The organism is Halomonas alkalisoli (assembly GCF_021412585.1).
Lineage (GTDB): Bacteria > Pseudomonadota > Gammaproteobacteria > Pseudomonadales > Halomonadaceae > Halomonas > Halomonas alkalisoli.
On the sequence record NZ_JAKCMI010000024.1, the window covers coordinates 1 to 26525 of the forward strand.

The window sequence follows — 26525 nt, forward strand, 5'->3', positions numbered from 1 at the left end:
TCAGAAGAAGGTCAGGCCGACCTGGAAGAGGCGTTCCACCTCGCGAATGCGGCGCTTGTCGATCACGAACAGGATCAGGTGATCGCCCGACTCCACCACCACGTCGTCGTGGGCGATCAGCACCTCCTTGCCGCGCACCAGCGCACCGATGGTGGTGCCGCTGGGCAGGTCGATGTCGCCGATGGCGCGGCCAACCACCTTGGAGGATTGCATGTCGCCGTGGGCGATGGCCTCGATCGCCTCGGCGGCACCGCGGCGCAGCGAGTGCACGTTGACGATGTCGCCGCGGCGCACGTGGGTCAGCAGGCTGCCGATGGTGGCCTGCTGCGGCGAGATGGCGATGTCGATCTCGCCGCCCTGGACCAGGTCCACGTAGGCGGCGTTGTTGATCAGCGTCAGCACCTTCTTGGCACCCATGCGCTTGGCCAGCATCGACGACATGATGTTGACCTCGTCGTCGTTGGTCAGCGCGCAAAAGATGTCGCAGTCCTCGATGTTCTCCTCTTCCAGCAGCCGCTTGTTGGTGGCGCTGCCGTGCAGCACCACGGTGCGGTCGAGGCGCTCGGCGAGCACCGTGCAGCGCTCGATGCCGTGCTCGATGATCTTGACCTGGTGGCTGTGCTCGAGGTGTTCGGCCAGCCGCTCGCCGATGTTGCCGCCGCCGGCGATCATCACCCGGCGGAAGTCGCGGTCGACCCGGCGCAGCTCACTCATCACCGCGCGGATGTCGCGGCGGGCGGCGATGAAGAAGACCTCGTCGTCGGCCTCGATCACGGTGTCGCCGCGGGGAATGATCGGCCGGTTGCGGCGGTAGATGGCCGCCACCCGGGTGTCGACGCTGGGCATGTGGCGTCGCAGGAAGCCCAGGTCCTGGCCCACCAGCGGGCCGCCGTAGAACGCCTTGACCGCCACCAGCTGCACCAGCCCACCGGCGAACTCCAGCACCTGCAGCGCGCCGGGGTGCTCGATCAACCGGCGGATGTGGTCGGTGACCACCTGCTCGGGGCTGATCAGCACGTCGATGGGCACCGCCTCGTGGGCGAACAGCCCCTTGCGGGTGAGGTAGGCGGTGGCGCGGACCCGGGCGATCTTGGTGGGGGTGCGAAACAGGGTGTGGGCGACCTGGCAGGCGATCATGTTGACCTCGTCCTGGCTGGTCACCGCGATCAGCATATCGGCGTCCTCGCAGCCGGCCTGGCGCAGCACCACGGGGTAGGAGCCCGGCCCCACCACGGTGCGGATGTCGAGCCGGGTGTGCAGCTCGCGCAGCCGCTCGCCGTCGGTGTCCACCACGGTGATGTCGTTTTCCTCGCGGGCCAGATGCTCGGCCAGCGTACCGCCGACCTGGCCGGCGCCAAGAATGATGATCTTCATTGCTATTGCTCCGTAGCCGTTTCTGGCTCTACCAGCAGCCGATAGCCAATACCCGCCTCGGTCTGGAGAAGATGCGGTGACTGGGGGTCATCGCCGAGCTTGTGGCGCAACTTGCTGATGACGATGCGCAGGTAGTGGGTGTCGTGGGCGTGGGTCGGCCCCCAGACATCACGCAACAACTGGGTCTGGGTCACCACCCGGCCGGCATGGCGTGCCAGGCGATCCAGCACGGCGTACTCCTTCGGCGTGAGGTGAACCGGCGAATCACCATGTGTGACCCGCCGAGCCGCGAGGTCGATGACCAGTTCGGCGCGGCGGTAACGCGTCAACGCAGGGCCTTCGCCTGGCTCCCCATGGCGCCGCAACAGCGAGCGTATCCGTGCCAGCAGCTCCTGGATACCGAAGGGCTTGGTAACATAATCATTGGCCCCCCGATCCAGGGCACGGACCTTTTCGGCCTCGTGCCCGCGCACCGACACCACGATGACCGGGACCGCGCTGCCTGACCGCAGCTCATCGAGTACCGCTTGGCCGTCCATGTCGGGTAGCCCAAGATCCAGCAGCACGAGGTCGGGCACTTCGTTCAGGGCACGAGCGAGCCCTTCGCCGCCGGTAGCCGCTTCGCTCACCCTGAAACCCTGCGACACAAGGCTGATGCGCAGGAAACGACGAATCTGGGGCTCGTCGTCGATGATCAGTACATGCCGATTCTCAGCCATCATCCAGCGCGCCCTCTTCTCTCTCGCTGAGCGGCAGGCGCATCACGATACTGGTGCCGCTGCCCGCCGGGCCCGGCTCTGCCGCAATGCTGCCCCCGTGGGCGCCGAGCATGCCACGGCAAATGGCCAGGCCGAGGCCACTGCCGTAGCGGCTACGGTCGCCTTCGCCCCCCGTGAAGAACATGTCGAATACCGCCTGGCGCTGTGCCGGGGGAATGCCCGGCCCCTCGTCGGTCACCCGGACCTCCAACTGCCGGTCGGTCTCGTCCAGACGGCCGGCAATGATGACCCTGCCCCCTGACGGCGAAAAGCGGGCGGCGTTGTCGATGACATTGACCAGCGCCTGTTCAATCAGTGCAGGGTGAACAAAGAGCAACGGCAACTCACCGATCCCTCTGCGCTCGATTTTCACGTGCTCCAGGGAGGGCCCCAGGCGCCTGATGGCCGATTCGATCAGGTCCTCCAGGGAAATCCAGTCACGCTCGATCTTCAGGCTGCCATGCCCCAATCGCGTCATGTCCAGCAGATTCTGTATATAGCGATTGAGCCGCTCGCTCTCGGACAGGATGCCATCCAGCAGCTCATGCTTGTCTTCGTCGCTGAGCTGAGCCTCCAGCTCACGCAGCGTACTGGCCGATCCGATGATCGATGCCAAAGGAGTGCGCAAGTCGTGGGAAACCGACGAAAGCAGCGCCGATCGCAGCCGCTCGTTCTCCTCTGACAGCCGTGCAGTCCCCAGGTCGCTGACCAGCCGGGTCCGCTCCAGGGCCATGGTGAGCTGGCTGGACAGCGCCTCGATCAACGCCTCCTGATCGGGACCCGGGGGCGTCTCGCGTACCGCCAGCTTGAGGCCCACGATACCCAGCACTCGCCCCTGTTCCACCAGGGGCAGCAGTCGCCACTGCTGGTCGGGCAGATTCTCGGTGCCGCGGCCGCTGGGCTGCCGATGCTGCCAGCTCCAGCCCGCCGCCGTGAGGGCCCCCGCGTCCAGAGTCATGCCGGGCGGGGCCGCGTGGCGGATCGTAAAGTCGGCGCCCTTCTCATCCCGGTCGAGCAGCACCACGGGAACGCCCAGCCAGCGCTCCAGCGACGTGACACCGATATCGCCCACCTGGTCCCGGTCGGTGGCGGCCGACAAGGCCCGGGCATAGGTCAGCAGCCGGTGAGTCTGCTCCCGGCTGGAGCGCAACGCCAGCAACCGGCGTCGCCCGCTGCCGGCCAGTTGGCCGACCACGACCGCCACCAGCAGGAAGAAGACCACGGTGAGCAGCTGTCCGTGCTCAACGATGGCGAGGGAGAAGCGCGGCTGGGTGAAGAAGAAGTTGAAGGCCAGAAAGCCAAGCCCAGCACTGAGCATCGCCGCCCGGGTGCCGGCCAGGGTGGCACTGGCCAGCACCGCGGCGAGGAACACCAGCGACAGGTTGGCCAGCTCCAGCCAGGACTCCAGTCCCCAGGCCACCACCAGGGCGCCCAGGACACTGAGCAGCGCCACCAACGGCTCGCGCAATCGCAGCGGCTGCCAGACGTGCCGCGGCCGGAAGCGCGAGCGCTGCCGGGCCTCCGCCACCACCATCAGGTCGAAGGTCCCACCGCGGCGCAGCAGCTGTTCGGCAAGGGTGCGGCGCCAGACACGCCAACCGGAAGGCCGGGAACAGCCCACCAGCAGGGTGGCAATGCGATGCTCGCGGGCATAGTCGTGCAACTCCGCGGCCCGGTCCTGCCCCTGGAGCACCCGGGTCTCGCCGCCCAGCCGGTGCACCATGGCGAAGTCCTTTTCCAGCACCAGCCGGCGTTCGGAGTCGTCGCGGCCGTTGTCCACGTGTATTGCGCGCCAGCGCACGCCATCGCGCTCGGCCAGGCGATGGGCGGTGCGTACCAGGGCCGCGTCCTCGCTGCCGCCGCTGAGCGCCACCAGCAGGCGCACGCCTTTCGCCGCCCCTCGGCGAACTTGCTCGACATCACCTGGCGCCGCTGCCGGCGTCGGATCACTGGCGGGGCGTGAATCGGGAGTGGCGTTCATCGATCCGGTCGTCCTCGGGGTTGGGGAGTTCTTCAGACTACCTGCGCCAGAACATTGGCGTCAGCAATACCAGCACCGTGAGTATCTCGAGCCGCCCCATCAGCATACCCACACATAACAGCCATTTGGCCGCATCCGGTAGCGGTGCAAAGTTGCCGGACGGGCCGATGGTGTCACCCAGCCCCGGCCCGACGTTGGCCACGGCGGTGGCCGCACCGGAAAGCGCGGTGACCAAATCGAGGCCCAGCAAGGAGAGCCCCAGGGCCAACCCGGCAATGGTGAGAAAAAAGAAGAAGGAGAAGGCCACCACGCCGCGAGTGACTTCATCGGTCAGCGGTTGATTATTGTAGCGTGAGGCGAACACACCGCTGGAGTGGATCAGGTAACGCAGCTGGTTGCGCAGCAGAATGGTCGACACCTGAAAGCGGAAGATCTTCATGCCGCCACTGGTGGAGCCGCTGCAGCCGCCGACGAAGGTCAGGTAGAAGAACGCGACGAAGGCCAGCGGCCCCCAGACGCTATAGTCATCCGAGGCGTAGCCGGTGGTCGTAACGACGGATATCACATTGAAGGCGACATGGGTGAGCGCCTCGAAGGGCGGCGTTCCCAGCCACATTCTCCATAGGGTAAGGCTCAGGATGACGATCACCAGCAGCAGCAAGAGACCCTGCACCTGCTGATCTCGCCACAGTGCCAGCCGGGAACCGCGCAACACACGGATATAAAGCACGAAGGGAAGCGCACCTGCCAGCATGAAGAGGCTGGCCGCCCAGAGCAGGAAAGGGCGATCGCCATAGGCCCCGAACGAGGCATCCGAATTGGCAAAGCCCCCCGTAGCCACCGAGGTCATGCCGTGCACCACCGCATCGAGCAGCGCCATGCCACCCAGCCAGTAGGTCAGCATGGCGATCAGGGTGAAGCCGCAATAGACGCCCAGGGTGGCCTTGGCGATACCACCGGTGCGAGGCATCACCTTGTCGGACCAGTCCGAGGACTCGGTGTGGAAGAGCCGCATGCCGCCGACCTTGAGGAACGGCAGGATGGCGATCCCCATCACGATGATACCGATGCCGCCCAGCCACTGCATGATCCCCCGCCACAGCTTGAGGCCATCGGAGAGGGTCTCGATGCCCACGAGAATCGTCGAGCCGGTGGTGGTGATCGCAGACACCGACTCGAAGACGGCATTGGTGAAAGAAAGCTGGGGGGCACCCAATACCAGGGGCAGGCTGGCAAAACCACTGATACTGACCCAACTGAAGGTCGTCAGTACGAACATCTGCCAGGGCTTGAGTTCTATCGCCACCTTCAGCGTGGCGAGCCAGCTCAGCGCCACCGCACTCAGCACGATGACCATCGATAGGCCGAATGCCGTGGCGTCGGGCTCCCCCTCGACCAACAACACCACCCAGGGCAACGCCATGAACAAGGCCAGCACCATCCAGAGGACCGACAACACCTTGAGGACCGGCGCCCAGCTCCGCCATTGATAACCGAGCCGCTGATGCAGCCCCCGCTGTTCGAACATGCCGTCTTCGCCCATGACAATCCGAGTAGAAACCGAGCCCATCACTCTCAAGCCGACATGACATCACGCCATCGTCTAAAAAATCCGTAAAAAAACCAGCCCGCCAGTCAGGTCGACTGCATGGCAGGAAAGAGATGGGGTTGTCCCGGTCGAAGGAAGGCCAGCATGACGCTGAAGGCGAACACCCGCCCCCTGAACCGGGGGCAGATGAACACAGCTAGCAGATGGAAGAGGGCCTAGGCTTCAGGCCTTGGTGACGTAGCGCAGTATCTCGACGACCTGATCGGTGGTGGTCGCCCAGGCCATGGCCGAGGCGTCGACTTCCTTGAGCGGATGGATGATCTCCTCGCCATGCAGGGTGACATACGGCTTGCCCAGTGCCGCACAGTAGCCGGCATCGAAGGCGGCATTCCACTGCTTGTACTTGTCGCCGAAACGAACCACCACCAGGTCGCTCTGCTCGATCAGCGTCTTGGTGCGGATGGCGTTGACCTTGGACGACTTGTGGTCGCGCCAGAACGGGTTGCTCTCCGCCCCGAGGTGGTCGCCGGCGGCATCGCTGGCCGCGTGGTCGGTCACCGCCGAGGTGAAGACGATGTCCAGGCCGGCCGCCTCGGCGCCGCGCTGAATCTCGTCGCGCCAATCGGTGTGGATTTCCCCGGAAAGGTAGACATAAAAGCTCATGGAGGACTCCTGGGCTGATAAATGAAGGGTGCCCATCATAGCCTATGGAGCCACCGCTGACTTCAGGCCCGGCTCGATACCATGGCGTAAGTCCTATCGCACAAGAAGGCATGCCTGGGGAGCGACGGCTCAACCCACCAGGCTGTCACCGACCGAGATGAACTGATCCCGGCCTTCGAGCAGGGTGGCATTCTGGCCAAAATAGGCCCCGGGGCGAAACGGCTGGGTCTTCATCTCCATCAGGGTCTTGAGCGGTTCGCCGGGGATCGCGATGCTTCCGGTCGCCTGATCCACCGTGGTGATCTTGCAGCGCTGGCAGGGCTTGCGTATGCCGAAGCGATAGCCCTCGGGAGAACCAAGCTCACTCCACCCGTCCTCGGCAAAGGGGGCGGCTCCCTCCACCACGATATTGGGACGAAAACGGTTCATCGGCAGTGGCGACAGCCCCTTGCGCTGCAGCGCCTGGTTGAGCGCTGCCAGTGACGCCTCCGAGGCAATCAGGAAGGGATAGCCATCGGCGAAAGCGGTGTGGGCGTTCTCGCCCTGCTGGTAGAAGGGATCGATGGCACGACGCTCGTCGGGTGCAAAGCGCACCAGGCGCAGCCCGCTGCCTTTCCAGTCGCCCAGCACGCTGTTCAACCACTGCGCCGCCTCGGGGCCTTCGTCCAGCGCCCGGCAGGCATCTTCCCAGACATAGGCCGTCAGTGACGGCTGGTCGCTGCGCGCCAGCTCGATGGCCAGCGGCGCCACCTCAGGATGCTCCAGCAGCAGCCGGTCACTTTCCAGGCGGACAGCGATCCGGGCCATGGCCGGCATCTGCCGCTGGGTCACGAAACGCCCCACATCATCCACCACCATCCAGTTTCGATCATGGGCGATACCTCGTTCACCGAGTACCGCGCGCTCCAGGGTAATTCCACTCAGCGACTTGACCGGATACAGATGAATTCCTGAAATCTTCACGTCGACCTCCCCATGTCGTTTACCCCCATCGTTCATCAAGGCAGCGGCTGGGACAAAGCATACGCCTGCACATCGTTGAGCCCACTCGCTGCCGCCCTGCCTATACCGCAATGCGGCTTCAATCTCGCTGCTACACTGCGTTGGTAACAACTCAATCGCGCGAGGGAGAAGCATGCCCTATGTCGTGAAATACCGCCTGGCCCTATGTCTGTCGCTCTCCGCTCTTCGCCGACCGATCCTGGTAGCGACCGCGTCACTGCTGCTGCCCTTGGCTGCCACCAGTATCGCCGATGAGGGGGGCGTTACCTGGCAGCCGGCCCTGCAGATCGCCAGCGGTGAAGCCCATATAGGGCCATGGCGCATGAACGAGTCGGACTTTCGCTATGTGGACGACCCAACGGTTGCCCTGCACCAGGACGGCACCGCAGCAGTACTCTGGGTCGACCAGGCGCGGCAGGACATCTTCTTCCAGTCTATCGGCCGTAGCGGCGAACCACAGCACGACGAGCCCATCAACGTATCACGCAGCGGCGGCACCTTCTCCTGGCTCCCCCGGTTGGTGATCGCTGGCGACGACCCCGACACCCTCTACGTACTCTGGCAAGAGATTATCTTTTCCGGTGGCAGCCATGGCGGCGACATCCTGTTCGCCCGTTCGCAGGATGGCGGCATGACGTTCAGCGAACCGCTCAATCTCTCCCGGTCACGGGAAGGTGCCGGCAAGGGGCGGCTGACCGAGCAGCGCTGGGACAATGGCAGCCTGGACCTGGCCGAAGGCCCCGATGGCATCATCTGGGCCGCCTGGACGGCCTATGAGGGCGACCTGTACATCAGCCATTCTCAGGATGGTGGCAGTACCTTTGTCCGGCCGCAGCCGGTGGCCAGGGACGACACCAGGCCCGCCCGAGGCCCCAGCCTTGCCGTGGATGGCGAAGGGAGGGTACATCTGGCCTGGAGCGTGGGCGAAGACCCGGCCGCCGATATTCACTACACCCTGTTCGACAGCAGCGGGGCTATCCTGGCAGAGCCTGCAGCCGTCGCTACCTCTCGGGGGCACTCGGACGCCCCCTCCCTGGCGGTGGATGCCAACGGTACCGTACACCTGGCCTATGCCGAGGCCACCGAAGGCCCTGGGCAGCCGGTCCGCATTCGCTATACCCGGGCCGACCGCGGCGAACACTTCAGCGCCCCAAGGGAGCTGGTCGACGAGCGGAGCGAAAGCGCTGCCGGCCAAGGGTATCCATCCATCGCGGTGGCGGGCAGCCATGTCCACCTGCTCTGGGAGCAATTCCCCGACCCAGGCCTGCGCCCTCGCGGCCTGGGCATGACGCACTCCCCGGATGCCGGCGAGACATTCGCCACCCCAAGCGTCGTACCGCAGAGCAGCGCCGTCGCCGGCTTCAATGGCAGCCTTCAGGGGCTATTGACCCGCAAGCTAGCGGTGAATGACAACGGTGACATCGCAGTGGTAAACAGCATCTTTCTACCCGGAGAAGCCAGCCATGTCTGGTTGATCCGAGGGCGGAGAGAGCACTGACAAGCGGGCCGGCATTGGCGACAATGTCGGTCCGCTTACATTACGAGGACAATCGGCATGACTCAGGCCTGGCAACAGTATCGTAGCGCACCCGCACTTGGCACGCGCCTCGTCAGGCTCGATGAAGTCGATGTGGGCAGCACCCACAGCCTGACCCTGAAATGCGAAAAGGGGAGCTTTCCCCTGCTGCTGGTGCGCCTGGACGAGATCCCTCTCGCCTACGTCAACGCCTGCCCGCACCAGTACCTGCCCCTGGACCAGCGTGGCTCACGCATTCTCAGCCACGACGGCGAAGCACTTCGCTGCACCAATCACGACGCCACTTTCTCCGCCCGTACCGGCGAGGGGCTCAGCGGCCACGGCGAGGGCTGCGCCCTGGATCCGGTGCCGCTGAGCGTCGATGACGACGGCTGGCTGGTGATCGGCAACGCTGAGTAGCGCTGTCTCGCCTGCAAGGCCCTGATAAAAACTATCAGAAAATTTGATGGGATCTCCCACTTCCCATAGTCCAAATTCATACGTAATCTTTGCTGTTTAGCCTTTTCTTGCCAAGGATGACGCATGTCGCCGGCCGATACGCTCCGCCTGATCCTGCTCTCCTCGCTGTGGGGCATGTCGTTCATCTTCATGCGGGTGGCGGTCCCCGAGTTCGGCCCCGTGCCGCTGATCCTGGTGCGAATGGGCGTCGGCGCCCTCCTGCTGATTCCACTGCTGCTCAGCCTGCGCTACCTGAAGCTGGTCTGGGAAAACAAGGGCGGGCTGCTGCTGCTGGGCCTGGTCAATCACGTGCTGCCCTTCGTCCTGCTGGCGCTGGCCACGGTGCGCCTGGAGGCTGGCTTCACCTCGCTGATCAACGCCACCACCCCGATCTTCACCGCGCTGCTGGGGGCCCTGTTCTTCACTACGCCGGTGCAGCGCCAGCAGTACCTGGGACTCGCCCTCGCCTTCGCCGGGGTCTATGTACTCTCGGCCAACCGGCTGGACTTCGCGCTGGGCGGTGACGGCTGGTTCATTCTGTCGGCGCTGGGGGCCACCTTCTGCTATGGCGTCGCCAGCAATTATTCCAAGACCTATCTCTCGCATCTTCCGGTTCGCGTCCTGGCGGCGGGCAGCACGGCGATGTCGGCACTGATCCTGCTCATCCCCGGCCTGCTGCTCTGGCCAACCGAACCCATCAGCGGACTGGCCTGGGCCAACGGCCTGAGCCTTGCGGTGTTCAGTACCACCGTGGCATTCCTGCTCTATTTCGGGCTGATCTCCAGCGCCGGGGCGACAGCCACCTCGACGGTCACCTTCCTGGTACCGGTCAGCGCACTGCTCTGGGGCTACCTGCTGCTTGGGGAAGTGCTCAGCCTGCAGATACTGGCCGGCATGGCGATCACCCTGGTGGGTACCGCCGTCGCCACTGGCATCCTGCGGCTGCGTCGCCGGACAATGATCTGACGCCCATCTGGGTCTTTTTCACCACGCTGCCAGCCAGGTTACAGACTGCAAAAAGTCCGTAGCAGACGGCAACCCGCTTGCTATGCTCAGGAAGATGCCGGGCATAGTCGCGTCAGCCTTTCACCCACGACGATCCCCATGGACCATGACGGTTGTCCATGAACCCGGCAGGTCTACTCTGCATGGGGACAAAACTATGAAAACAACAAACGCAGTGGGCATTGCAATAGCGGGCCTGGTGGTCACTGGCAGCCTGGCCTCCAGTCTTGCCCTGGCACATTCGTCTGACGCCCTAGAGGGAGAGGATGTCGCCGCACTGGTCGAGTCGATTCGAATTGCCACCCAGCGATTCGAGGACGTCGACGTGGCCTTGGCCGAGGGCTACATTCCGGACCCCACCGGCCAGTGTGTCAGCGCGGCTGCAGAGGGGCTGCCCGCCGAACTCGGAGACATGGGTATCCACTACCTGCGCCCCGACCTGCTGGGCATAACGGCAACCGAGCCGCGGATCGACGGCACCGGAACCCATACCGACTTTCTCAATCCCTCCATCCTGCTCTACGAACCGCAGCAAGACGGGACACTGGTGCTGGTCGGCGTCGAGAACCTGGTGTTCCAGAAGGCCTGGGAGGAGGCGGGCAATACCGAGCCGCCCACCTTCGCTGGCCGCGCCTGGGACTACATGGCCAACGACCCCGAGACCGCCATCGACGAGGCACACGGCTTCGCTCCTCACTACGACCAGCACGTGTGGTTTCGGGACAATGCTGTCACCCATCTCGAGCCCTTCAACCCACTGGTGAGCTGCGCCCATCACACCCTGTGAAGCGATGGGGTACCGTAGCAGCACTCGGCGGTAACACCGGAGTACGAAAAAAGGCGGCAGTGGCCAATTCGCCACTGCCGCCTCTTCACATTCCGCAGAGCCTCAGAAGTTAGGCTTGCGCTTCTCGACGAAGGCGCTCATGCCTTCGCTCTGCTCCTCACCGGCGAAGCAGCAGGCGAACAGGGCCGTTTCCAGGGCCAGGGCGCTGTCCAGATCCTGGTCCATGCCATCGTGGACCGCCTGCTTGGCACCGCGCACTGCCAGCGGGCCGTTACCGGACAGCTGCTTGGTCAGCTCATCGGCATAGGCTTCGAGCTCGGCCTGGGGCATGACGCGGTTGACCAGGCCGATGCGCAGCGCCTCCTGGGCATCGATCTTGCGGCCGGTGGTGACCAGGTCCAGCGCCATGGCCGGACCGACCCGGCGCGGCAGGCGCTGGGTGCCGCCGAAGCCGGGAATGACCCCCAGCAGCACTTCCGGCTGACCGAAGACGGCATTATCGCTGGCTACTGCCCAGTCGCAGGCCAGCGCCAGTTCGCAGCCGCCGCCAAGACAAAAGCCATTCACCAGGGCGACCACCGGCACCGGGAGCGTTTCCAGTCGCTTGATGGTACGCAGTGCCTGGCTGGCGAAGGCCCGCGCCTCCTCCGGCGTCTTCTCGCGCATCTCGGTGATATCGGCACCGGCGACGAAGGACTTCTCGCCGGAGCCGGTAATCAGCACGCCGCGCAGGTCGTCGCGCTTCTCCAGGTCCGTCAGAACCGCTTCCAGCTCGGCGAGCACGGCGCTGTTCAGCGCGTTCAATGCCTTGGGCCGGGTGATGGTCAGGCGTACGATGCCATCGCGATCGTCAATCTCGATCAGCTTCTCGCTCATGTGGGGCTCCTGATCAATGCAAACGCATTCTTGTTGAAGGGATACCGACCTACCCTAGCGAACGCTTGGTAGGTCGGCAATCCCCATTTTCGTCGCAGTGTAGAAATGGTAGTTCCCTGCACAAGGGGCGCCGGGAATGGGTCCAAAGAGGAGGTCATTTGCCATGGATGGCAAATGTAGCGCCCATGGAAGGGTTCACAGCGCCTCCTCGATGGACCCATTGCCGGGATAGCCCCGGGATACGGTCAGCTGTAGACGTGGAACCCTCGGCCACTCTTCCGCCCCAGGTAACCGGCGGCCACCATGCGCCGGAGCAGCGGGCAGGGCCGGTACTTGGGATCGCCGAAGCCCTCTTGCAGTACCTCCATGATCGCCAGGCAGACATCCAGGCCGATCAGGTCAGCAAGCTGAAGCGGCCCCATGGGGTGGGCGGCACCGAGCTTCATCGACTGGTCGATGTCCTCGGCGGTCGCAGCCCCTTCCTGCAGCAGGAAGGCCGCTTCGTTGATCATCGGCACCAGCAGGCGGTTGACGGCGAACCCCGGCGAGTCGGCGATGGCCACTGGCGTCTTGCCCAGGGCCTCGGCCAATGCCTCGATCTGCGCCACGGTGGCATCAGAGGTCTGCTCGGCGCGAATCACCTCGACCAGCTTGAGCACCGGCACCGGGTTGAAGAAGTGCATGCCCACCACACGCTCGGGACGCTCGCACACCGCGGCAAGCCGGGTCAGCGACAGCGATGAGGTGTTGGAGGCAAGGATAGCCTCATGGGTCAGCCGGCTGAGGTCGCGGAACAGCTTCTCCTTCAGCGCCGGCTGCTCCGGTGCCGCCTCGATGATCACGGCACAGTCACGCAGGGCGTCCAGTGCCGTGGTCACCGCCAGCCGCTCCAGGGCCGCCCCCTTGTCGGCCTCGGAGAGCTTCTCCTTGGCCACCAGCTTGCCCAGCCCCTTGTCGATAGCCGCCTGGGCACGGGTAAGCTGTTCGTCGGCCACGTCATAGAGCTGAACCGAGAAGCCGCTTGTCGCCAGAACCTGTGCAATGCCCTGCCCCATGGTCCCCGCGCCGACTACACCAATCTGCTGTGAGTTCATCTATTCACTCTCCTGTGAGGCGTTATGACTTGCGCGCTTCTTCACGCAGCACGAATTTCTGGATCTTGCCGGTGGAGGTCTTGGGCAATTCGCTGAAGATCACCGTCTTGGGCACCTTGAAGCGGGCCAGGTGCTCCCGGCAGTGCGCGATGATGTCCGCTTCGGTGACCTCGCCGTAGCCCACCTTGAGCTTGACGAAGGCGCAGGGGGTCTCGCCCCACTTCTCGTCGGGCTTGGCCACCACCGCGGCCTCTTCCACGGCCGGGTGCGAATAGATGGCGTTTTCCACCTCGATGGTGGAGATGTTCTCGCCACCGGAGATGATGATGTCCTTGGAGCGGTCCTTGATCTCGATGTAGCCGTCCGCATGCCAGACCGCCAGGTCGCCGGTGTGATACCAGCCGCCCTCCAGCGCCTGCTCGGTGGCCGCCTCGTTCTTGAGGTAGCCCTTCATCACGTTGTTGCCACGCATCAGGATCTCGCCAACGGTCTCGCCGTCCTTGGGTACGGGCTCCAGGGTATTGGGATCGGCGACACAGAGCGCTTCGAGCATGTGGTAGCGCACGCCCTGGCGCGACTTGATCTTCGCCCGCTCCTCCACCGGCAGTTCATCCCACGCCTCGCGCCAGGCACAGACGGTCACCGGGCCATAGACCTCGGTGAGGCCGTAGACGTGGGTCACCTCGATGCCCATCTTCTCCACCCCGGAGATCACGGAGGCGGGAGGCGCGGCGCCGGCGGTGGTGACCTTCACCGGATGGTCGAAGTCGCGCTTGTCCTCGTCGGGGAGATTGACCAGGCCGTTGAGGACGATGGGTGCCCCGCTGAAATGGGTCACACCCTCGTCGGCGATAAGCGCCATGATCTTTCTGGGATCGACCCTGCGCAGGCACACGCTGGTACCGGCATTGGCGGCGATGGTCCAGGGGAAGCACCAGCCGTTGCAGTGGAACATCGGCAGCGTCCAGAGATAGATCGGGTGGTGTGGCATGGCCCACTCGAGGATATTGCTCACCGCATTCAGGTAGGCGCCGCGGTGATGGTAGACCACCCCCTTGGGCTTGCCGGTGGTGCCGGAGGTGTAGTTGAGCGAGATCGCCTGCCACTCATCCTCGGGCAGCCGGTAGGCGTAGTCCGGGTCGCCCTCGGCCAGCAGCGCCTCGTACTCCAGCTCACCGATATGGCGGACTTCGCCCTCGAAGAGGGCATCGTCCACGTCGATCACCAGCGGCTTGATGGCCAGCTGCGAAACAGCTTCCTCGACGACGTCGGCAAACTCCGGGTCCACCAGCACCACCTGGGCCTCACCATGCTCGAGCATGTAGGCGATGGCCTCGGCATCGAGGCGGATGTTCAGCGTATTGAGCACGCAGCCGGCCAGCGGCACGCCGAAGTGCGCCTCGAACATGGCGGGCACGTTGGGCAGCATGGCTGCTACCGTCTCGCCGGGCTTGATGCCGCGTTTCTCCAGCGCCGAGGCGAGCCGGCGACAGCGCGCCCAGGTCTCGCTCCAACTTCGGCGGACGTCGCCATGCACCACCGCCGGATAATCCGGGTAGATGGAGGCGCTGCGCTCGATGAAGGTCAGCGGCGACAGCGGGACAAAGTTGGCCTGCGTCTTGGGCAGGCCCTGTTCGAAGATGCTGTTGTTCATGGTGGGCTCCATTCTGGCGCTGTTATCGTAGTGCTGTGCTTTGCCGCCTGGCTCCTGTGGCCTGGCTCCTGTGGTCTGGCTCTTGCGGACAGTACCGGCGGCGGGATCAGATGGCCTTGGCATCGAAACCGGCCAGACTCGCCATGCCGGCCTCGATCACGCTGCGGTTGGCGCGGCCGACCGGCAGCCACTGGCGCAGGGCGAAGTCGGCAGCGGCCAGCTTGGCCTGATAGAACGGCTCGCTGCTGCCGGCAGCCTGGGCGGCACTGGCCTTGAGGGCGGACTGCCCCATCTGCCAGGCGCACAGCACGTGGCCAGCCAGGTTGAGGAAGGGCGTGGCATAGGCCTGGATGGCATCCGCACCGTTCTCGGGATCGCTGCCCTGTTCCAGCACGATGGCCATCGCGGCGCGAAGGTCGGCGGCCCCGGCGGCCAGGCTCTCGCCAAGGGCGGCCAGTTCACCATTGCCGCGCAATGCCTCGGCAGTGGCTTCGACCCGCCCGAGCAGGTCGTTGAGCGCCGCGCCACCGTCGCGCTGCAGCTTGCGCCCGGCCAGGTCGAGCGCCTGGATGCCGTTGGTGCCTTCATAGATCGGTGCGATGCGGGCATCACGCAGCAGCTGGGCGGCGCCGGTCTCCTCGATGAAGCCCATGCCGCCGTGAACCTGCACCCCCATGGAGGCGATATCCACCGCCTGGTCGGTGGAGAAGCTCTTGACCACGGGAATCAGCACGTCGGCCCGGGCCTGGGCGGCCTTGCGCTCGAACGCGTCGCCAGCATGACGAGCCACGTCCAGTTCGGCGGCACAATAGAGCGCCAGGGCACGCAGGGCGTCGGTGCGGGCACGCATGGAAAGCAGCATGCGCCGCACGTCGAGATGCTCGCTGATGGTGGCTTCACTACCGTGGACCTTGCCCTGCACACGGTCCAGCGCATAGGCGAAGGCATGCTGGCAGGCACGCTCGGCCACGCCGATACCCTGAATGCCGACCTTGTGGCGCGCCTCGTTCATCATGGTGAACATGTGGTTGAGGCCGCGCCCCTCCTCACCCACCAGGTAACCGATGGCACCCTCGCCCTCGCCGAAGCTCAGGGTGCAGGTGGGCGAGCCGTGGATGCCGAGCTTGTGCTCGATGGAGGCGCAGACCACGTCGTTGCGCTCGCCCAGCGAGCCGTCGGCATTGACCAGGAATTTCGGAACCAGGAACAGTGAGATGCCCTTGTTGCCCTCGGGGGCATCGGGCTTGCGCGCCAGCACCAGGTGGATGATGTTCTCGGCGGCGTCGTGCTCGCCCCAGGTAATGAATATCTTCTGACCGAACAGGCGATAACGATCCGCCTCTTCTTCCGGGCATGGCACCGCGCGGGTACGCACCCTGGAAAGATCGGAGCCGGCCTGGGGCTCGGTGAGGTTCATGGTACCGGTCCAGCTCCCCTCTACCAGCCTGGGCAGGTAGGTCTCCTTGAGCGCGTCGCTGCCGTGGTGTGCCAGCGCCTCGATGGCACCGGCGGTGAGCATCGGGCAGAGCCCCAGTGCCATGTTGGCGCCGTGGAGCATCTCCTGCACGCTGCTTGCCACCACCTCGGGCAGGCCCTGGCCCCCCAGTGCCTCGGAGACGCCGATGCCGTTCCAGCCGCCCTCGGCATAGGCCCGATACGCCTCGATGAAGCCCTCGGGCAGGGTCACGCCGCCATCGTCACGACGGGTACAGCCCTGCTGGTCGCCGCTGGCATTCAGCGGCCCCCATACCTCGCCCGCCAGCTTGGCGGCCTCCTCCAGTACCGCCTCGACCAGGTCCGGGCTGGCCTCCTCGAAGCCAGGCAGGGCCAGCGAGCGATGCTCGAGCAGTTCCTCGAGCACGAAGCGAAGATCACGAACGGGGGCAGCAAAGGGATACATGACAATACCTCGGGAAAATGATAACCGGAATAGTAGATTCACTACTTCTCGTTAACCATTATCCCTAGGTCGCAGGCAATTCACCAGAAAAAGGCGAATCACCCGACAAAGACAGTGCGCCCGAGACACAAGGCATCGGGCGCAGAATAACGACGGGGCGGACTATTCAATCGCTTCAGCCGCGGGAGGGGCTCGTCGTCTCGTCAGGCAGCCGCTCCTGGTCGGACGCCGCCGCATGGGGCGGTTCCTCATCCTCGTAGTAGACGATATGTGGCTCATCGGGAGGCGGCGGGCCAACCAGTGGCTCGACCGTCTCCACTTCCGGCACTGCGTCGGACAGGTCCTCGACGTACTCATGCTCGGTTGCGCCTTGCATCAGCTCTTCGGTCACAGCCAGCTCGGCGCCGGCCGACGACATGGGCGTAGTCGGCGAGAACGGTGCCACCGGCAGCGGCGCCGGACGCACGCTACGCCGCCAGCCGAAGAAGGCCACCATGCCGATGCTCATGGCTCCGAAGGCCCAGAACAGGCCCGCATCGCCCACCACCGCCATGACCGGCGAAATCAGCGGCGGGCTCACGGTGGAGCCGATGGCATTGATCAGCAGCAGGCCCTGGCTCATGCGCACCAGGGCGCCTGCCGGGGCACGGTCTGCGGCATGGCCGACCGCGACCGGATAAAGCGCGAAGACGCCGCCACCGAGCAGGAAGAGCAGCCCCGCCATCACCCAGATATTCGGCGGCAACAGCAGCATGCCAGCCGATATCAGCGTACAGAAGGTGCCAATCAGGATCAGCACCATCTGGCGATCGTGGCGGTCGGACCAGCGGCCGATGGGATACTGCAGCAACATCGCCCCCAGGATCACCACCGCCATCATCTGGCCGATCTGATTCACCGTCAGGCCGATGCGCTGCAGATAGAGCGGCAGCAGCGAATAGACAGCGGCCACCGCCAACCCGGAGCCGAAGCTGCCCATGACCCCGGTAGGCGTCAGGGTGATCAGGCGCATCGGCGAGAGCGGCTCGGCATGCTCGATCAGCGGGGACACCCGCGGGATCATCGCCATGGGCAGCACCGACAGCGAGGCCAGCATGCCGATCACCATGAAGGGTGCGGTGACACCCATGGCATCGGTCACACCCAGCAGCAGCTGGCCGAGGACACCGGCGGCATACAGCGAAATCATGTAGAGCGCCAGCAGGCGGCCGCGCACCTTCGCCTCACCGGACGTCAGCAGCCAGCTTTCGATGACCAGGTAGACCCCCACGGTGGCCCAGCCGCCGATCAGGCGCAGCCCGAACCAGGAGATCGGGTCGAGCCATAGCCCCTGCAGCAGTACGGTGACCGCAACCAGCGAAGCAAAGGTGCCATAGGCGCGGATATGGCCGATGCGCAGCAGCAGCCGGTCATTGAACATCGCCCCCAGCGCCAGGCCAATGAAGTAGGCCGACGAAACCCAGCCGATCACCACCGGAGACTCGCCGGCGGCGTCCAGGCGCAGGGTGATCAGGGTCGCCAGGAAACCGTTGCCGATTCCGAGAATGAAGAGCCCCAGCAGGGGCGCCAGGGCCATGGCCAGCAGTTGCCGCGACATGAACGGGCCTCACAGCAGCAGATGAAGAAGAGAAGCGTGGCAGAAATTGCCGCACGGCGCCTTGCCGGGGATCAGGGTTCGGCGGCTCCCGAGGATGCTGACGCAACGTCGAAGCGCGCGAATCATACGCCCGCGACCGGCCAAGTCAATCGCTTTGTGGACCATGCTCGCCAGTCCTGGAATTTTGCTCGGCAAACAGCCTGAACTTCAGAATGATTTACCGCTTCTGCAACAGGGCCACGTCCGCCGCAGGAAACTCGACGCGCATGCCCAGGTGATCGGCCAGCCACGCGAAGCTCGCCTCGCTGAAGAAACAAACGTGGCTGGGGTCGAGGATGTAGTGCCAGCGGGTGAAGGCTTGCTGGGTGGTAACCCGCTTGGTCATTAGCCCCAGCCAGCCAGCGGGCCTCAGCAGGCTGGCCAACCGCTCGAGCTCAGGCCCCGGTTCGAAGAGATGCTCTGCCACTTCGGTGGCGGTGACGAAATCGTAGTGACGTTCCAGGGCCGCTGGGTCGGGGGCGTAGAAGGGATCGTAGATCGCCATGGGGTGTCCCGCCTCCTCGAACATGACCGAGAGGGTCGGGCCGGGACCGGCACCGAAATCGAGACCGCAGGCACCCGGTACCAGCCGTTCGCGCAGCGGCGTATAAAGCCGTGACAGGAACTGCCGATAACCGATGTCGTCGGGGCTGTTCCGGTGCTGGTCGTAGACCGCTTTCTCCGCTTCGGGCGCAAGGCGCTGGGCGGAAGGCACGAAGACCAGCCGGCAGTCAGTGCAACGGTAGTAATCGCGCCGCGTATCCCGATGAAAATGTGTCGTTTCGGCGGATGCACATAGCGGGCAGGTCAGCATCATCGTATCCTTCTGGGCTTGACGACTCGAGCTTATAGAACACAGATCACAACGAGGAGGCCGGCAATGCTGTCAGGTCTGGACCACCTGGTCATCACCGTGACCGATATTTCCCGCGCCGTGGACTTCTATTCCCGGGTGCTGGGGCTGGAGGTGCGCTACCGCGACCGTGAGCGCGTCGACCTGATGCTCGGCGACGTGGCCCTGCGCCTGCACTGGACGGCCACCGACATCGAGCCCCGTGCCGCCACCCCCACCCCGGGGAGCCTCGACCTCTGCCTGCGCAGCCTGCTGCCGCTGGACGAAGTGCAGCGACATCTGGAAGCGCTGGATGTCGAGGTGGAGCTCGGCCCGGTCGACCGTCAGGGCGCCACCGGCCCCATCGAGTCGCTCTACCTGCGCGACCCGGACGGCAACCTGCTGGAGATCAGCCGTCCGCTGAAGACGGCCAGCGAATAGCCGCTCCACTGGCATTGTCTCATCTGGCCGGTATCATTGGTGTGACTGGCCAAGTCAGCAACACACCTCGCCATTCACTTGCTGGACGTGACATGACCGATAACCTGCATCCTGATGATAACCGTGACCACCGGGCCGTGACCGATCCGGGGTCGCCCGACACCACCATTCCCATCGTCATCTATGCGCTGTTTCTTGCCGGCATCATCAGCGGCGGGCTGACGCAGTTGGTCGGTGTGGTGATCGCCTATGTCTACCGCGGCAAGGGACCTCACTGGCTCGATGAGCATTATCGCTACCATATCCGTACCTTCTGGATGGCGATGCTCTACTTTGCGGTCTCCGGCCTGCTGACGCTGATCATGATCGGCTTCGTCACCTGGTTACTGGCGGTGATCTGGCTTGTGATTCGCTGCGTGAAAGGGCTCAAGAGCCTGCAGGAGAAGCGCGCGCCCGATAACGTGGATACCTGGCTGTTCTGACGTTCATGAGCGCATCTCGACCCCGTTCCAGCGCCATCCAGGCGCGTCTCGCCACCACGCTGTGGCGCACCCTCGCCGGCCGTCGTCTCGCCAGCCTGTGGCGCCTTTCCCGGCTGATCGGCCCGCTGGTGTATCGCCTGAGCCGACGCGAGCGCGACGTCACCGAAATCAATCTCGCCCAGGTCTATCCCGACCAGAGCGCGGCAGCGCGTCGTGGCCTGGCCCGGGAAAGCCTGACGCACTCCACCGCCACCATGCTGGAGCTGGGCTTCGCCTGGATGGCCGACCCGAACCGGGTCGAGACCTCCATCGTCGAAGTCCATGGCCGGGAACTGCTCGACGAGGCCCGCGCCCAGGGGCGGGGCGTCATCGTTCTGGCGCCGCATTTCGGCAACTGGGAGGTGCTCAACTTCTGGCTCTCCAGCCACTTCCCCTTCACTGCCATGTACGAGCCACCCAAGGTCGATGAGCTCGACCCCGTCACGCGTGAGGGTCGTGAGCGCATGGGTGCGACGCTGGTACCCACCAACCCCCGCGGCGTGGCGGCACTGCTCAAGGCGCTCAAGCGCTGCGAAGCCATCGGCATCCTGCCCGACCAGGAACCCAGCTGGGGCAGCGGCGTCTTCGCCCCCTTCTACGGTCGCCTGGCCTATACCGCCACCCTGCTGCCCAAGCTGGTGGCCCGCACCGACGCACGCGTCGTCACCGGCGTGGCGCGGCGCATCCCCGGCCGCGGCTTCGCCATCCACTTCCTGGCCGCCGACGAGCGGGTCTACGAAACCGATGAGACCACCTCCGCCACCGGCGTCAATGCCTGCGTCGAGGATGCCATCGCCCTGGACCCGGCCCAGTACCAGTGGGAGTACAAGCGCTACCGCAAGGTGATCGAGGAGCAGGAGGGGCATCCGGAACATGGCTCCTTCCGGCTTTACTAGAACGTCCCTCGATATCAATGGAAATTATTTCCATGAATTTCACTTCTACATGACTGGCAACACGCTGCCAGCCTGCTAGACTGCCTGGACGCTTGACGGGGTGCCGGTGATTCCGGCTGAGATGGCGCAGGGAGCCCAAGGGTGACCTCAGCGCCGATCCCGTGGAACCTGATCCGGGTGAGCAGGGCCGCTGGCCCCGCATGAACCGGCGTAGGGAATCAGGCGAAGGGGTTTGATGACACGTCTCTCTGCGCTCCCCTTCTCTCATGATCTCCCCTGCCCGACTTCAGCCTCGCTCCGGATCCTCGATCACCCGGAGGCTAGATGGGCTACCGCTTTACCGACCTCACCGCCGCCTGCCAGGACGACTGGCGCGCCTATATCGAGCACGACTTCGTGCGCAGCCTCGGGGCCGGCACACTGGCCGAAGACGCTTTTCGCCACTACCTGCAGCAGGACTACCTGTTCCTGATCCACTTCGCCCGGGCCTATGCCCTGGCCGCCTACAAGAGCCGCACCCTGGCCGACCTGCGTCAGGCCCACGAAGGCTTGAAGGCCATCGTCGACGTGGAGCTGGGCCTGCACGTGGGCTACTGCCGCGAGTGGGGCATCAGCGAGGAGGCGCTCGCCAGCCTGCCCGAGGCCCGGGCCACCATGGCCTATACCCGCTATGTGCTGGACACCGGCAATCGCGGCGACCTGCTCGACCTTCACGTGGCCCTGGCGCCCTGCCTGATCGGCTACGGCGAGATCGCCAACTGGCTGAATGGCCGGCAGGGCACCGTCCGCGGCAAGGCCAACCCCTATGACGCCTGGATCGCCATGTACGAAGGCGAAGAGTTCCAGGGCGCCATGCGCGCCGAGCTGGAGTGGCTCGATGCGCGCCTGGCCGACGTCACCCCGGCGCGCTTCCAGGAGCTGTCGGAGGTGTTCCGCGACGCCACGCGACTGGAGATCGATTTCTGGCAGATGGGGCTGGACCGCGCGGACTGACGGCCTGGCCCCACTGAAAGACCCGCGCTGGCTCTGGTCACACCAGGCGCGGCGGGCAAGATGTCACTTGCCTAAGCAATTGTCCAAGGCTATCGCAGTTGACGACAGCGAAGGGCGCCGGGAACAAGCCAGAGAGGAGGTCCTACGCCAGGGATGGCGTAGGTAGCGCCCAGGGACGGGTTCACAGCGCCTCCTCACAGGCTTGTCGCCGGATCAGCCCCGAGCGATGGAGCAATCTGCGATAGCCCTGAGCAATCGACCACCACGCTTGACGGGGTGCCGTTGAAAACGGCTGAGATCATGCAGCGCAGCGCGCCGAAGCATGGATCCCGTTGAACCTGAACTGGCTAGGACCAGCGTAGGGATCAAGCGACAGGCAGGCTTACCCACCGGGTCCTGCCCCTGTCCTCCCAGCTGTCCTCCCTGACAACGCACAACAGCCGCAATACCCTAGGGAGAACACTCCATGAGCAAGACCCAGCACTTCCTCGCCGATACCGCCATGGTCGACGAGGCCGCCATCCAGCCGCTACCCGGCTCGCGCAAGGTCCATATCGAAGGCTCACGCCCCGACATTCGTGTGCCCTTCCGCGAGATCTCGCTGTCACCGACCAAGACCTCCGGCGAGGACGAAGAGAACCCGCCGCTGCTGGTCTACGATACTTCTGGCCCCTACACCGACCCCGAAATCAGCGTCGATCTGCGCCGTGGCCTCCCGGAGCTGCGCCGCGCCTGGATCGAGGAGCGTGGCGACACCGAATTCCTCGATGGCCCCACCTCCGACTACGGCAAGCGCCGGGCCAACGACCCCATGCTGGCCCAGCTGCGCTTCGACCTGAAGCGCACGCCACGGCGCGCCAAGGCGGGCAAGAACGTCACCCAGCTGCACTATGCCCGCCAGGGGATTATCACCCCGGAGATGGAGTTCATCGCCATTCGCGAGAACCAGCGCCGGCAGGCGCTCGGTACCGAGGAAGTCGAACGAATTCTGGGCCACCAACACCCGGGTCAGGGCTTCGGCGCACGCCTGCCGGAAGAGATCACCCCGGAATTCGTGCGTGCCGAAGTGGCCGCCGGGCGGGCGATCATCCCCTGCAATATCAACCACCCGGAGTCCGAGCCGATGATCATCGGCCGCAACTTCCTGGTGAAGATCAACGGCAACCTGGGCAACTCGGCGGTCACCTCCTCCATCGAGGAAGAAGTCGACAAGATGACCTGGGGCATCCGCTGGGGCTCGGATACTATCATGGATCTCTCCACCGGCCAGAACATCCACGAAACCCGCGAGTGGATCATCCGCAACGCCCCGGTGCCCATCGGCACCGTGCCCATCTACCAGGCGCTGGAGAAGGTCAATGGCGTGGCCGAGGACCTCACCTGGGAGGTGTTCCGCGACACCCTGATCGAGCAGGCCGAGCAGGGCGTGGACTACTTCACCATCCACGCCGGCGTCTTGCTGCGCTACGTGCCGCTCACCGCCAAGCGTGTCACCGGCATCGTCTCCCGCGGCGGCTCGATCATGGCCAAGTGGTGCCTGTTCCATCACCGGGAGAGCTTCCTCTACACCCACTTCGAAGAGATCTGCGAGATCTGCAAGCAGTACGATGTGGCCTTCTCCCTGGGTGACGGCCTGCGTCCCGGCTCGGTGGCCGACGCCAACGACGAGGCCCAGATGGCCGAGCTCAAGACCCTGGGCGAGCTGACCCATATCGCCTGGAAGCACGACGTCCAGGTGATGATCGAGGGCCCCGGCCACGTGCCCATGCATCTCGTGAAGGAGAACATGGACAAGCAGCTGGAGTACTGCGACGAAGCGCCCTTCTACACCCTCGGCCCGCTGGTCACCGACATCGCCCCGGGCTACGATCACATCACCTCCGGCATCGGCGCGGCGATGATCGGCTGGTTCGGCTGCGCCATGCTCTGCTACGTGACGCCCAAGGAGCACCTGGGCCTGCCCAACAAGGACGACGTCAAGACCGGCATCATCACCTACAAGATCGCCGCCCACGCCGCCGACCTCGCCAAGGGGCACCCGGCCGCCCAGCGCCGCGACAACGCCCTCTCCAAGGCGCGCTTCGAGTTCCGCTGGGAGGACCAGTTCAATCTCGGCCTGGACCCGGATACCGCCCGGGAGTACCACGACGAGACCCTGCCCAAGGACTCCGCCAAGGTGGCGCACTTCTGCTCCATGTGCGGGCCGAAGTTCTGCTCCATGAAGATCAGCCAGGAGGTCCGCGACTACGCCAACGAGCATGGGCTAAACGGCGATCAGGAAGCGGTGATGAAAGGCATGGAGGAGCAGGCGGAAAAATTCAGGAAGGAGGGTGCCGAGCTCTACAAGGAAGTCTGATCTTTCCCGATGCTTTCTTTCCCGATGCTTGGAAAACTCTGCACGCCGGCCAGTGGTCGGCGTGTTTTTTTTCGTCCCATGGCGACAGCGAAGAAGGTGCGGATGTAGCCTGTAGCCATGACGGTGGCCGATATCTGCTTATGCCACCCCTTGTGCAAGGATATAGTGCAGAAGGACAAAACCATGCCCCACCTGCATGTAGCGCTAGTGACAGAGCGTCCCGAAGCCAGCCTGATCCCCCTGCTGCAGCTTCGACCCCAGCGGGTCGTGCTGGTTGCCGGACGGCAGCAGCAACAGACCGTCGAGCGGCTGCAGATCCTGCTGCAGCACGAGCTGTCCTCTCAAACCGAGATCGATCGATGGGACGAGATGCCGGAGCGAGACCCGCAACGCATCAGTGCGTTCGCCACTGGCCTGGCCCAATGGCTGTCTCGGCTACAGCGGGACACCCCCGAGCTCACTGTTACCTATGACCTGGCCGACAGCGACAAGCTCACCGCCCTGCTATTCCAGCAGGCCATGAGACACTGCAAGGCCGACTGGCTCTATGTCGACAGCCGTGCCGGCGCGCTCTACCGCATGGGGCCGGGCTTGAACCCCTCGACGCTGGAGGCCGTGGCCATCGAGCCCGTGCTTGATGTCGATACCTTCCTGCAGGCCAACGGCCGCAAGCGCATCAAGGCACTATCCGACAACCCGGCCTGGCGCAGCGCCGCCGAACGGCACAAGGCCCTGACCCACTACCTGGGCCACCAGGCCGACAAGCTGGCGTGGCTGTTGAGCGAGCTACATGAACGGGTTCACGGTTCCCAGGGCGCACTCGGCACCGCCGACCCAAACGAAGGCCCACACCTCGACCCATCCGCCCGCCAGCAGCGGCTGAGTCGCGCACCGCACTTCCCCTGCACCGACGCACTGAGCGAGTTGAATGCCGCCGGCTTGCTCGAGTGGTCGAGTGCCGACCCTCAGCGGGTGAGCTTCTCCTCCCTGGCGGGGGCACTCTACATCGGCGGCGGCTGGCTAACCGAATTTGCCTGGCTCTGCGCCCAGGAAGTCGGGCTGCACCAGGCCTGCTGTGGGGCCCATGTACTCGATCTCAGCGGGCAGCACAACGGCGAACCCGTGGTCTCCGACTGCCTCGCCGTGCACCACAACCAGCTGCTGTTCATCGAGTGCCTGACCACAGGACCCGGCCCCGATGCCTGCCTTCAACAAGGGCTCAAGCGACTCCACGACATGCTCGACCACTCAGCCGGACTGGCCAGCACCCGCCTGCTTCTGGCCTGCGGCGAATTCGACCGCGCATGCCAGCACCTGACCGACCTGCAGCGCAGCCAGGGGCTCGAGGTGGCCGTCATTGAATGCGGCGAGCTGAAGCAACTGCCCGTCTATCTTCGACACTGGATGGAGACCGGCCGCTGGCCACAGCCCTGAGCCTGTAGACAGCCCTGAGCTTGTGAACAGCCATGAGCTTGTAGACAGCCATGAGCTTGTAGACAGCCATGAGCTTGTAGACAGCCATGAGCTTGTAGACAGCCCTGAGCTTGTGGAACGCCCTGAGCCCGTAAACCAAAACGCCCCCGTCAGGCGACAGGGGCGAGGAAATGGCTTATGCACTCCGGGATCTGGCAGATGCCGTCCAATCAGAAACGGAAGCGTACACCGACGCTTGCCGCATCGAAGGTGTGGTCTGACTTGTCCAGGTAGCGCATGTAGTCGGCACCGACCGCCAGGTTTGGCGCCACGTCGAACTCGGCGCCGGCTCCATAGGAGAAACCGCTCTCACGGTCCACGTCAAAATCCACTTCGGTTACACCCGCCAGACCGTAGAGGCGGATCTCCTCCGAAACCGGCAGGATACCCTTGGCGTAGGCGCCCACCAGGTAGTCCAGCTCAACATCACCATCGGAACCGCCGGTGCCCACGTGAGCCTCTGCGGCGAAGAAGTCGTTGAACTGGGCGCCACCCCTGATGCGCAGACCCGTCGAGTTGGCGGATGAAGCGCCATCGGGATTGAGATCCCAGAACATGGCGTCGCCACCGACATAACCTTGAGGATACATCGGTGCCTGGTACTGGGCCTGCGCCGCGGCTGCGAAGGCGCCGGTGATCAATAGGGCAGCGGGAATGGCTAGCAGTTTCATGATGCACCTCTATTAAGAAACAGCGTTTCCTTACACGCAGGGGAAGTCTGGTACAGCCGTGGCAATCACGCAAGTGAATTTACCGACT

At 64.7% G+C, this 26525-nt stretch carries 23 protein-coding genes and 2 riboswitches; of the genes, 10 read left to right on the forward strand and 13 right to left on the reverse strand.

The window, feature by feature from the left end:
* From trkA to LY622_RS10235, 6 genes are all read right to left on the reverse strand, one after another.
* A complete protein-coding gene (gene trkA / locus LY622_RS10210; protein ID WP_201025426.1) occupies positions 1 to 1374 on the reverse strand; it encodes a Trk system potassium transporter TrkA in 1374 nt (457 codons plus the stop codon).
* Between the two features lie 2 nt (positions 1375 to 1376).
* Positions 1377 to 2096, reverse strand: coding sequence for a response regulator (locus LY622_RS10215; protein ID WP_439649583.1), 720 nt, complete (start codon positions 2094 to 2096; stop codon positions 1377 to 1379).
* Positions 2086 to 4113, reverse strand: a complete 2028-nt coding sequence (locus LY622_RS10220; RefSeq protein ID WP_234290805.1) for a DUF4118 domain-containing protein — start codon at positions 4111 to 4113, stop codon at positions 2086 to 2088. The genes LY622_RS10215 and LY622_RS10220 overlap by 11 nt, the downstream gene beginning before the upstream one ends.
* A gap of 37 nt (positions 4114 to 4150) precedes the next feature.
* A complete protein-coding gene (trkI, locus tag LY622_RS10225) occupies positions 4151 to 5641 on the reverse strand; it encodes a TrkH family potassium uptake protein (RefSeq protein ID WP_234290806.1) in 1491 nt (496 codons plus the stop codon).
* A 243-nt stretch (positions 5642 to 5884) separates the two neighbouring features.
* Positions 5885 to 6325 carry a YtoQ family protein gene (locus LY622_RS10230; RefSeq protein WP_234290807.1) on the reverse strand — a complete coding sequence of 147 codons (441 nt, stop codon included), beginning with the start codon at positions 6323 to 6325 and terminating at the stop codon, positions 5885 to 5887.
* Positions 6326 to 6454: 129 nt separating this feature from the next.
* Complete coding sequence (locus LY622_RS10235; RefSeq protein ID WP_234290808.1) at positions 6455 to 7288, reverse strand: MOSC domain-containing protein; 834 nt, start codon at positions 7286 to 7288, stop codon at positions 6455 to 6457.
* A gap of 172 nt (positions 7289 to 7460) precedes the next feature.
* Between LY622_RS10235 and LY622_RS10240 the strand changes: the two genes are divergently transcribed.
* The 4 genes from LY622_RS10240 to LY622_RS10255 all read left to right on the forward strand — a co-directional run bounded on the left by LY622_RS10240 (position 7461) and on the right by LY622_RS10255 (position 11094).
* Positions 7461 to 8825 carry a sialidase family protein gene (locus LY622_RS10240; protein WP_234290809.1) on the forward strand — a complete coding sequence of 455 codons (1365 nt, stop codon included), beginning with the start codon at positions 7461 to 7463 and terminating at the stop codon, positions 8823 to 8825.
* 57 nt (positions 8826 to 8882) lie between these two features.
* Entirely contained in the window at positions 8883 to 9263 is a 381-nt protein-coding gene (locus LY622_RS10245) for a Rieske (2Fe-2S) protein (protein WP_234290810.1), read from the forward strand.
* A gap of 123 nt (positions 9264 to 9386) precedes the next feature.
* Entirely contained in the window at positions 9387 to 10268 is an 882-nt protein-coding gene (locus LY622_RS10250) for a DMT family transporter (protein WP_234290811.1), read from the forward strand.
* Positions 10269 to 10464: 196 nt separating this feature from the next.
* A complete protein-coding gene (locus tag LY622_RS10255; protein ID WP_234290812.1) occupies positions 10465 to 11094 on the forward strand; it encodes a hypothetical protein in 630 nt (209 codons plus the stop codon).
* A 102-nt stretch (positions 11095 to 11196) separates the two neighbouring features.
* Here LY622_RS10255 and LY622_RS10260 read toward each other — a convergent pair whose 3' ends face one another.
* From LY622_RS10260 to LY622_RS10285, 6 genes are all read right to left on the reverse strand, one after another.
* Complete coding sequence (locus LY622_RS10260) at positions 11197 to 11970, reverse strand: enoyl-CoA hydratase-related protein (protein ID WP_234290813.1); 774 nt, start codon at positions 11968 to 11970, stop codon at positions 11197 to 11199.
* Between the two features lie 245 nt (positions 11971 to 12215).
* Positions 12216 to 13064, reverse strand: coding sequence for a 3-hydroxybutyryl-CoA dehydrogenase (locus tag LY622_RS10265; RefSeq protein WP_234290814.1), 849 nt, complete (start codon positions 13062 to 13064; stop codon positions 12216 to 12218).
* Positions 13065 to 13086: 22 nt separating this feature from the next.
* Positions 13087 to 14718, reverse strand: coding sequence for an acyl-CoA synthetase (locus LY622_RS10270; protein ID WP_234290815.1), 1632 nt, complete (start codon positions 14716 to 14718; stop codon positions 13087 to 13089).
* Positions 14719 to 14824: 106 nt separating this feature from the next.
* Positions 14825 to 16618, reverse strand: coding sequence for an acyl-CoA dehydrogenase (locus LY622_RS10275; protein ID WP_234290816.1), 1794 nt, complete (start codon positions 16616 to 16618; stop codon positions 14825 to 14827).
* A gap of 175 nt (positions 16619 to 16793) precedes the next feature.
* On the reverse strand, positions 16794 to 18215 hold the full coding sequence (locus LY622_RS10280) for an MFS transporter (RefSeq protein ID WP_234290817.1): 1422 nt from the start codon (positions 18213 to 18215) through the stop codon (positions 16794 to 16796).
* A 217-nt stretch (positions 18216 to 18432) separates the two neighbouring features.
* A complete protein-coding gene (locus LY622_RS10285; RefSeq protein WP_234290818.1) occupies positions 18433 to 19071 on the reverse strand; it encodes a class I SAM-dependent methyltransferase in 639 nt (212 codons plus the stop codon).
* A 63-nt stretch (positions 19072 to 19134) separates the two neighbouring features.
* Between LY622_RS10285 and LY622_RS10290 the strand changes: the two genes are divergently transcribed.
* From LY622_RS10290 to LY622_RS10315, 6 genes are all read left to right on the forward strand, one after another.
* Positions 19135 to 19527 (forward strand): VOC family protein, encoded by a 393-nt coding sequence (locus tag LY622_RS10290; RefSeq protein WP_114480793.1) that lies wholly within the window; start codon positions 19135 to 19137, stop codon positions 19525 to 19527.
* Between the two features lie 92 nt (positions 19528 to 19619).
* Positions 19620 to 20009 carry a DUF4870 family protein gene (locus tag LY622_RS10295; protein WP_234290819.1) on the forward strand — a complete coding sequence of 130 codons (390 nt, stop codon included), beginning with the start codon at positions 19620 to 19622 and terminating at the stop codon, positions 20007 to 20009.
* Between the two features lie 5 nt (positions 20010 to 20014).
* Complete coding sequence (locus LY622_RS10300; protein WP_234290820.1) at positions 20015 to 20944, forward strand: lysophospholipid acyltransferase family protein; 930 nt, start codon at positions 20015 to 20017, stop codon at positions 20942 to 20944.
* Between the two features lie 86 nt (positions 20945 to 21030).
* Positions 21031 to 21179: riboswitch (TPP riboswitch) on the forward strand.
* An 89-nt stretch (positions 21180 to 21268) separates the two neighbouring features.
* A complete protein-coding gene (gene tenA, locus LY622_RS10305) occupies positions 21269 to 21937 on the forward strand; it encodes a thiaminase II (RefSeq protein WP_234290821.1) in 669 nt (222 codons plus the stop codon).
* 262 nt (positions 21938 to 22199) lie between these two features.
* A riboswitch (TPP riboswitch) is annotated at positions 22200 to 22319 on the forward strand.
* A gap of 84 nt (positions 22320 to 22403) precedes the next feature.
* Complete coding sequence (thiC, locus tag LY622_RS10310; RefSeq protein WP_305038578.1) at positions 22404 to 24293, forward strand: phosphomethylpyrimidine synthase ThiC; 1890 nt, start codon at positions 22404 to 22406, stop codon at positions 24291 to 24293.
* Between the two features lie 183 nt (positions 24294 to 24476).
* Positions 24477 to 25727 (forward strand): Card1-like endonuclease domain-containing protein, encoded by a 1251-nt coding sequence (locus LY622_RS10315; protein WP_234290822.1) that lies wholly within the window; start codon positions 24477 to 24479, stop codon positions 25725 to 25727.
* Between the two features lie 209 nt (positions 25728 to 25936).
* On the opposite strand, the gene LY622_RS10320 is transcribed toward LY622_RS10315, so the two are convergent.
* Positions 25937 to 26437, reverse strand: a complete 501-nt coding sequence (locus tag LY622_RS10320; RefSeq protein ID WP_234290823.1) for a porin family protein — start codon at positions 26435 to 26437, stop codon at positions 25937 to 25939.
* Between the last annotated feature and the right edge of the window lie 88 nt (positions 26438 to 26525).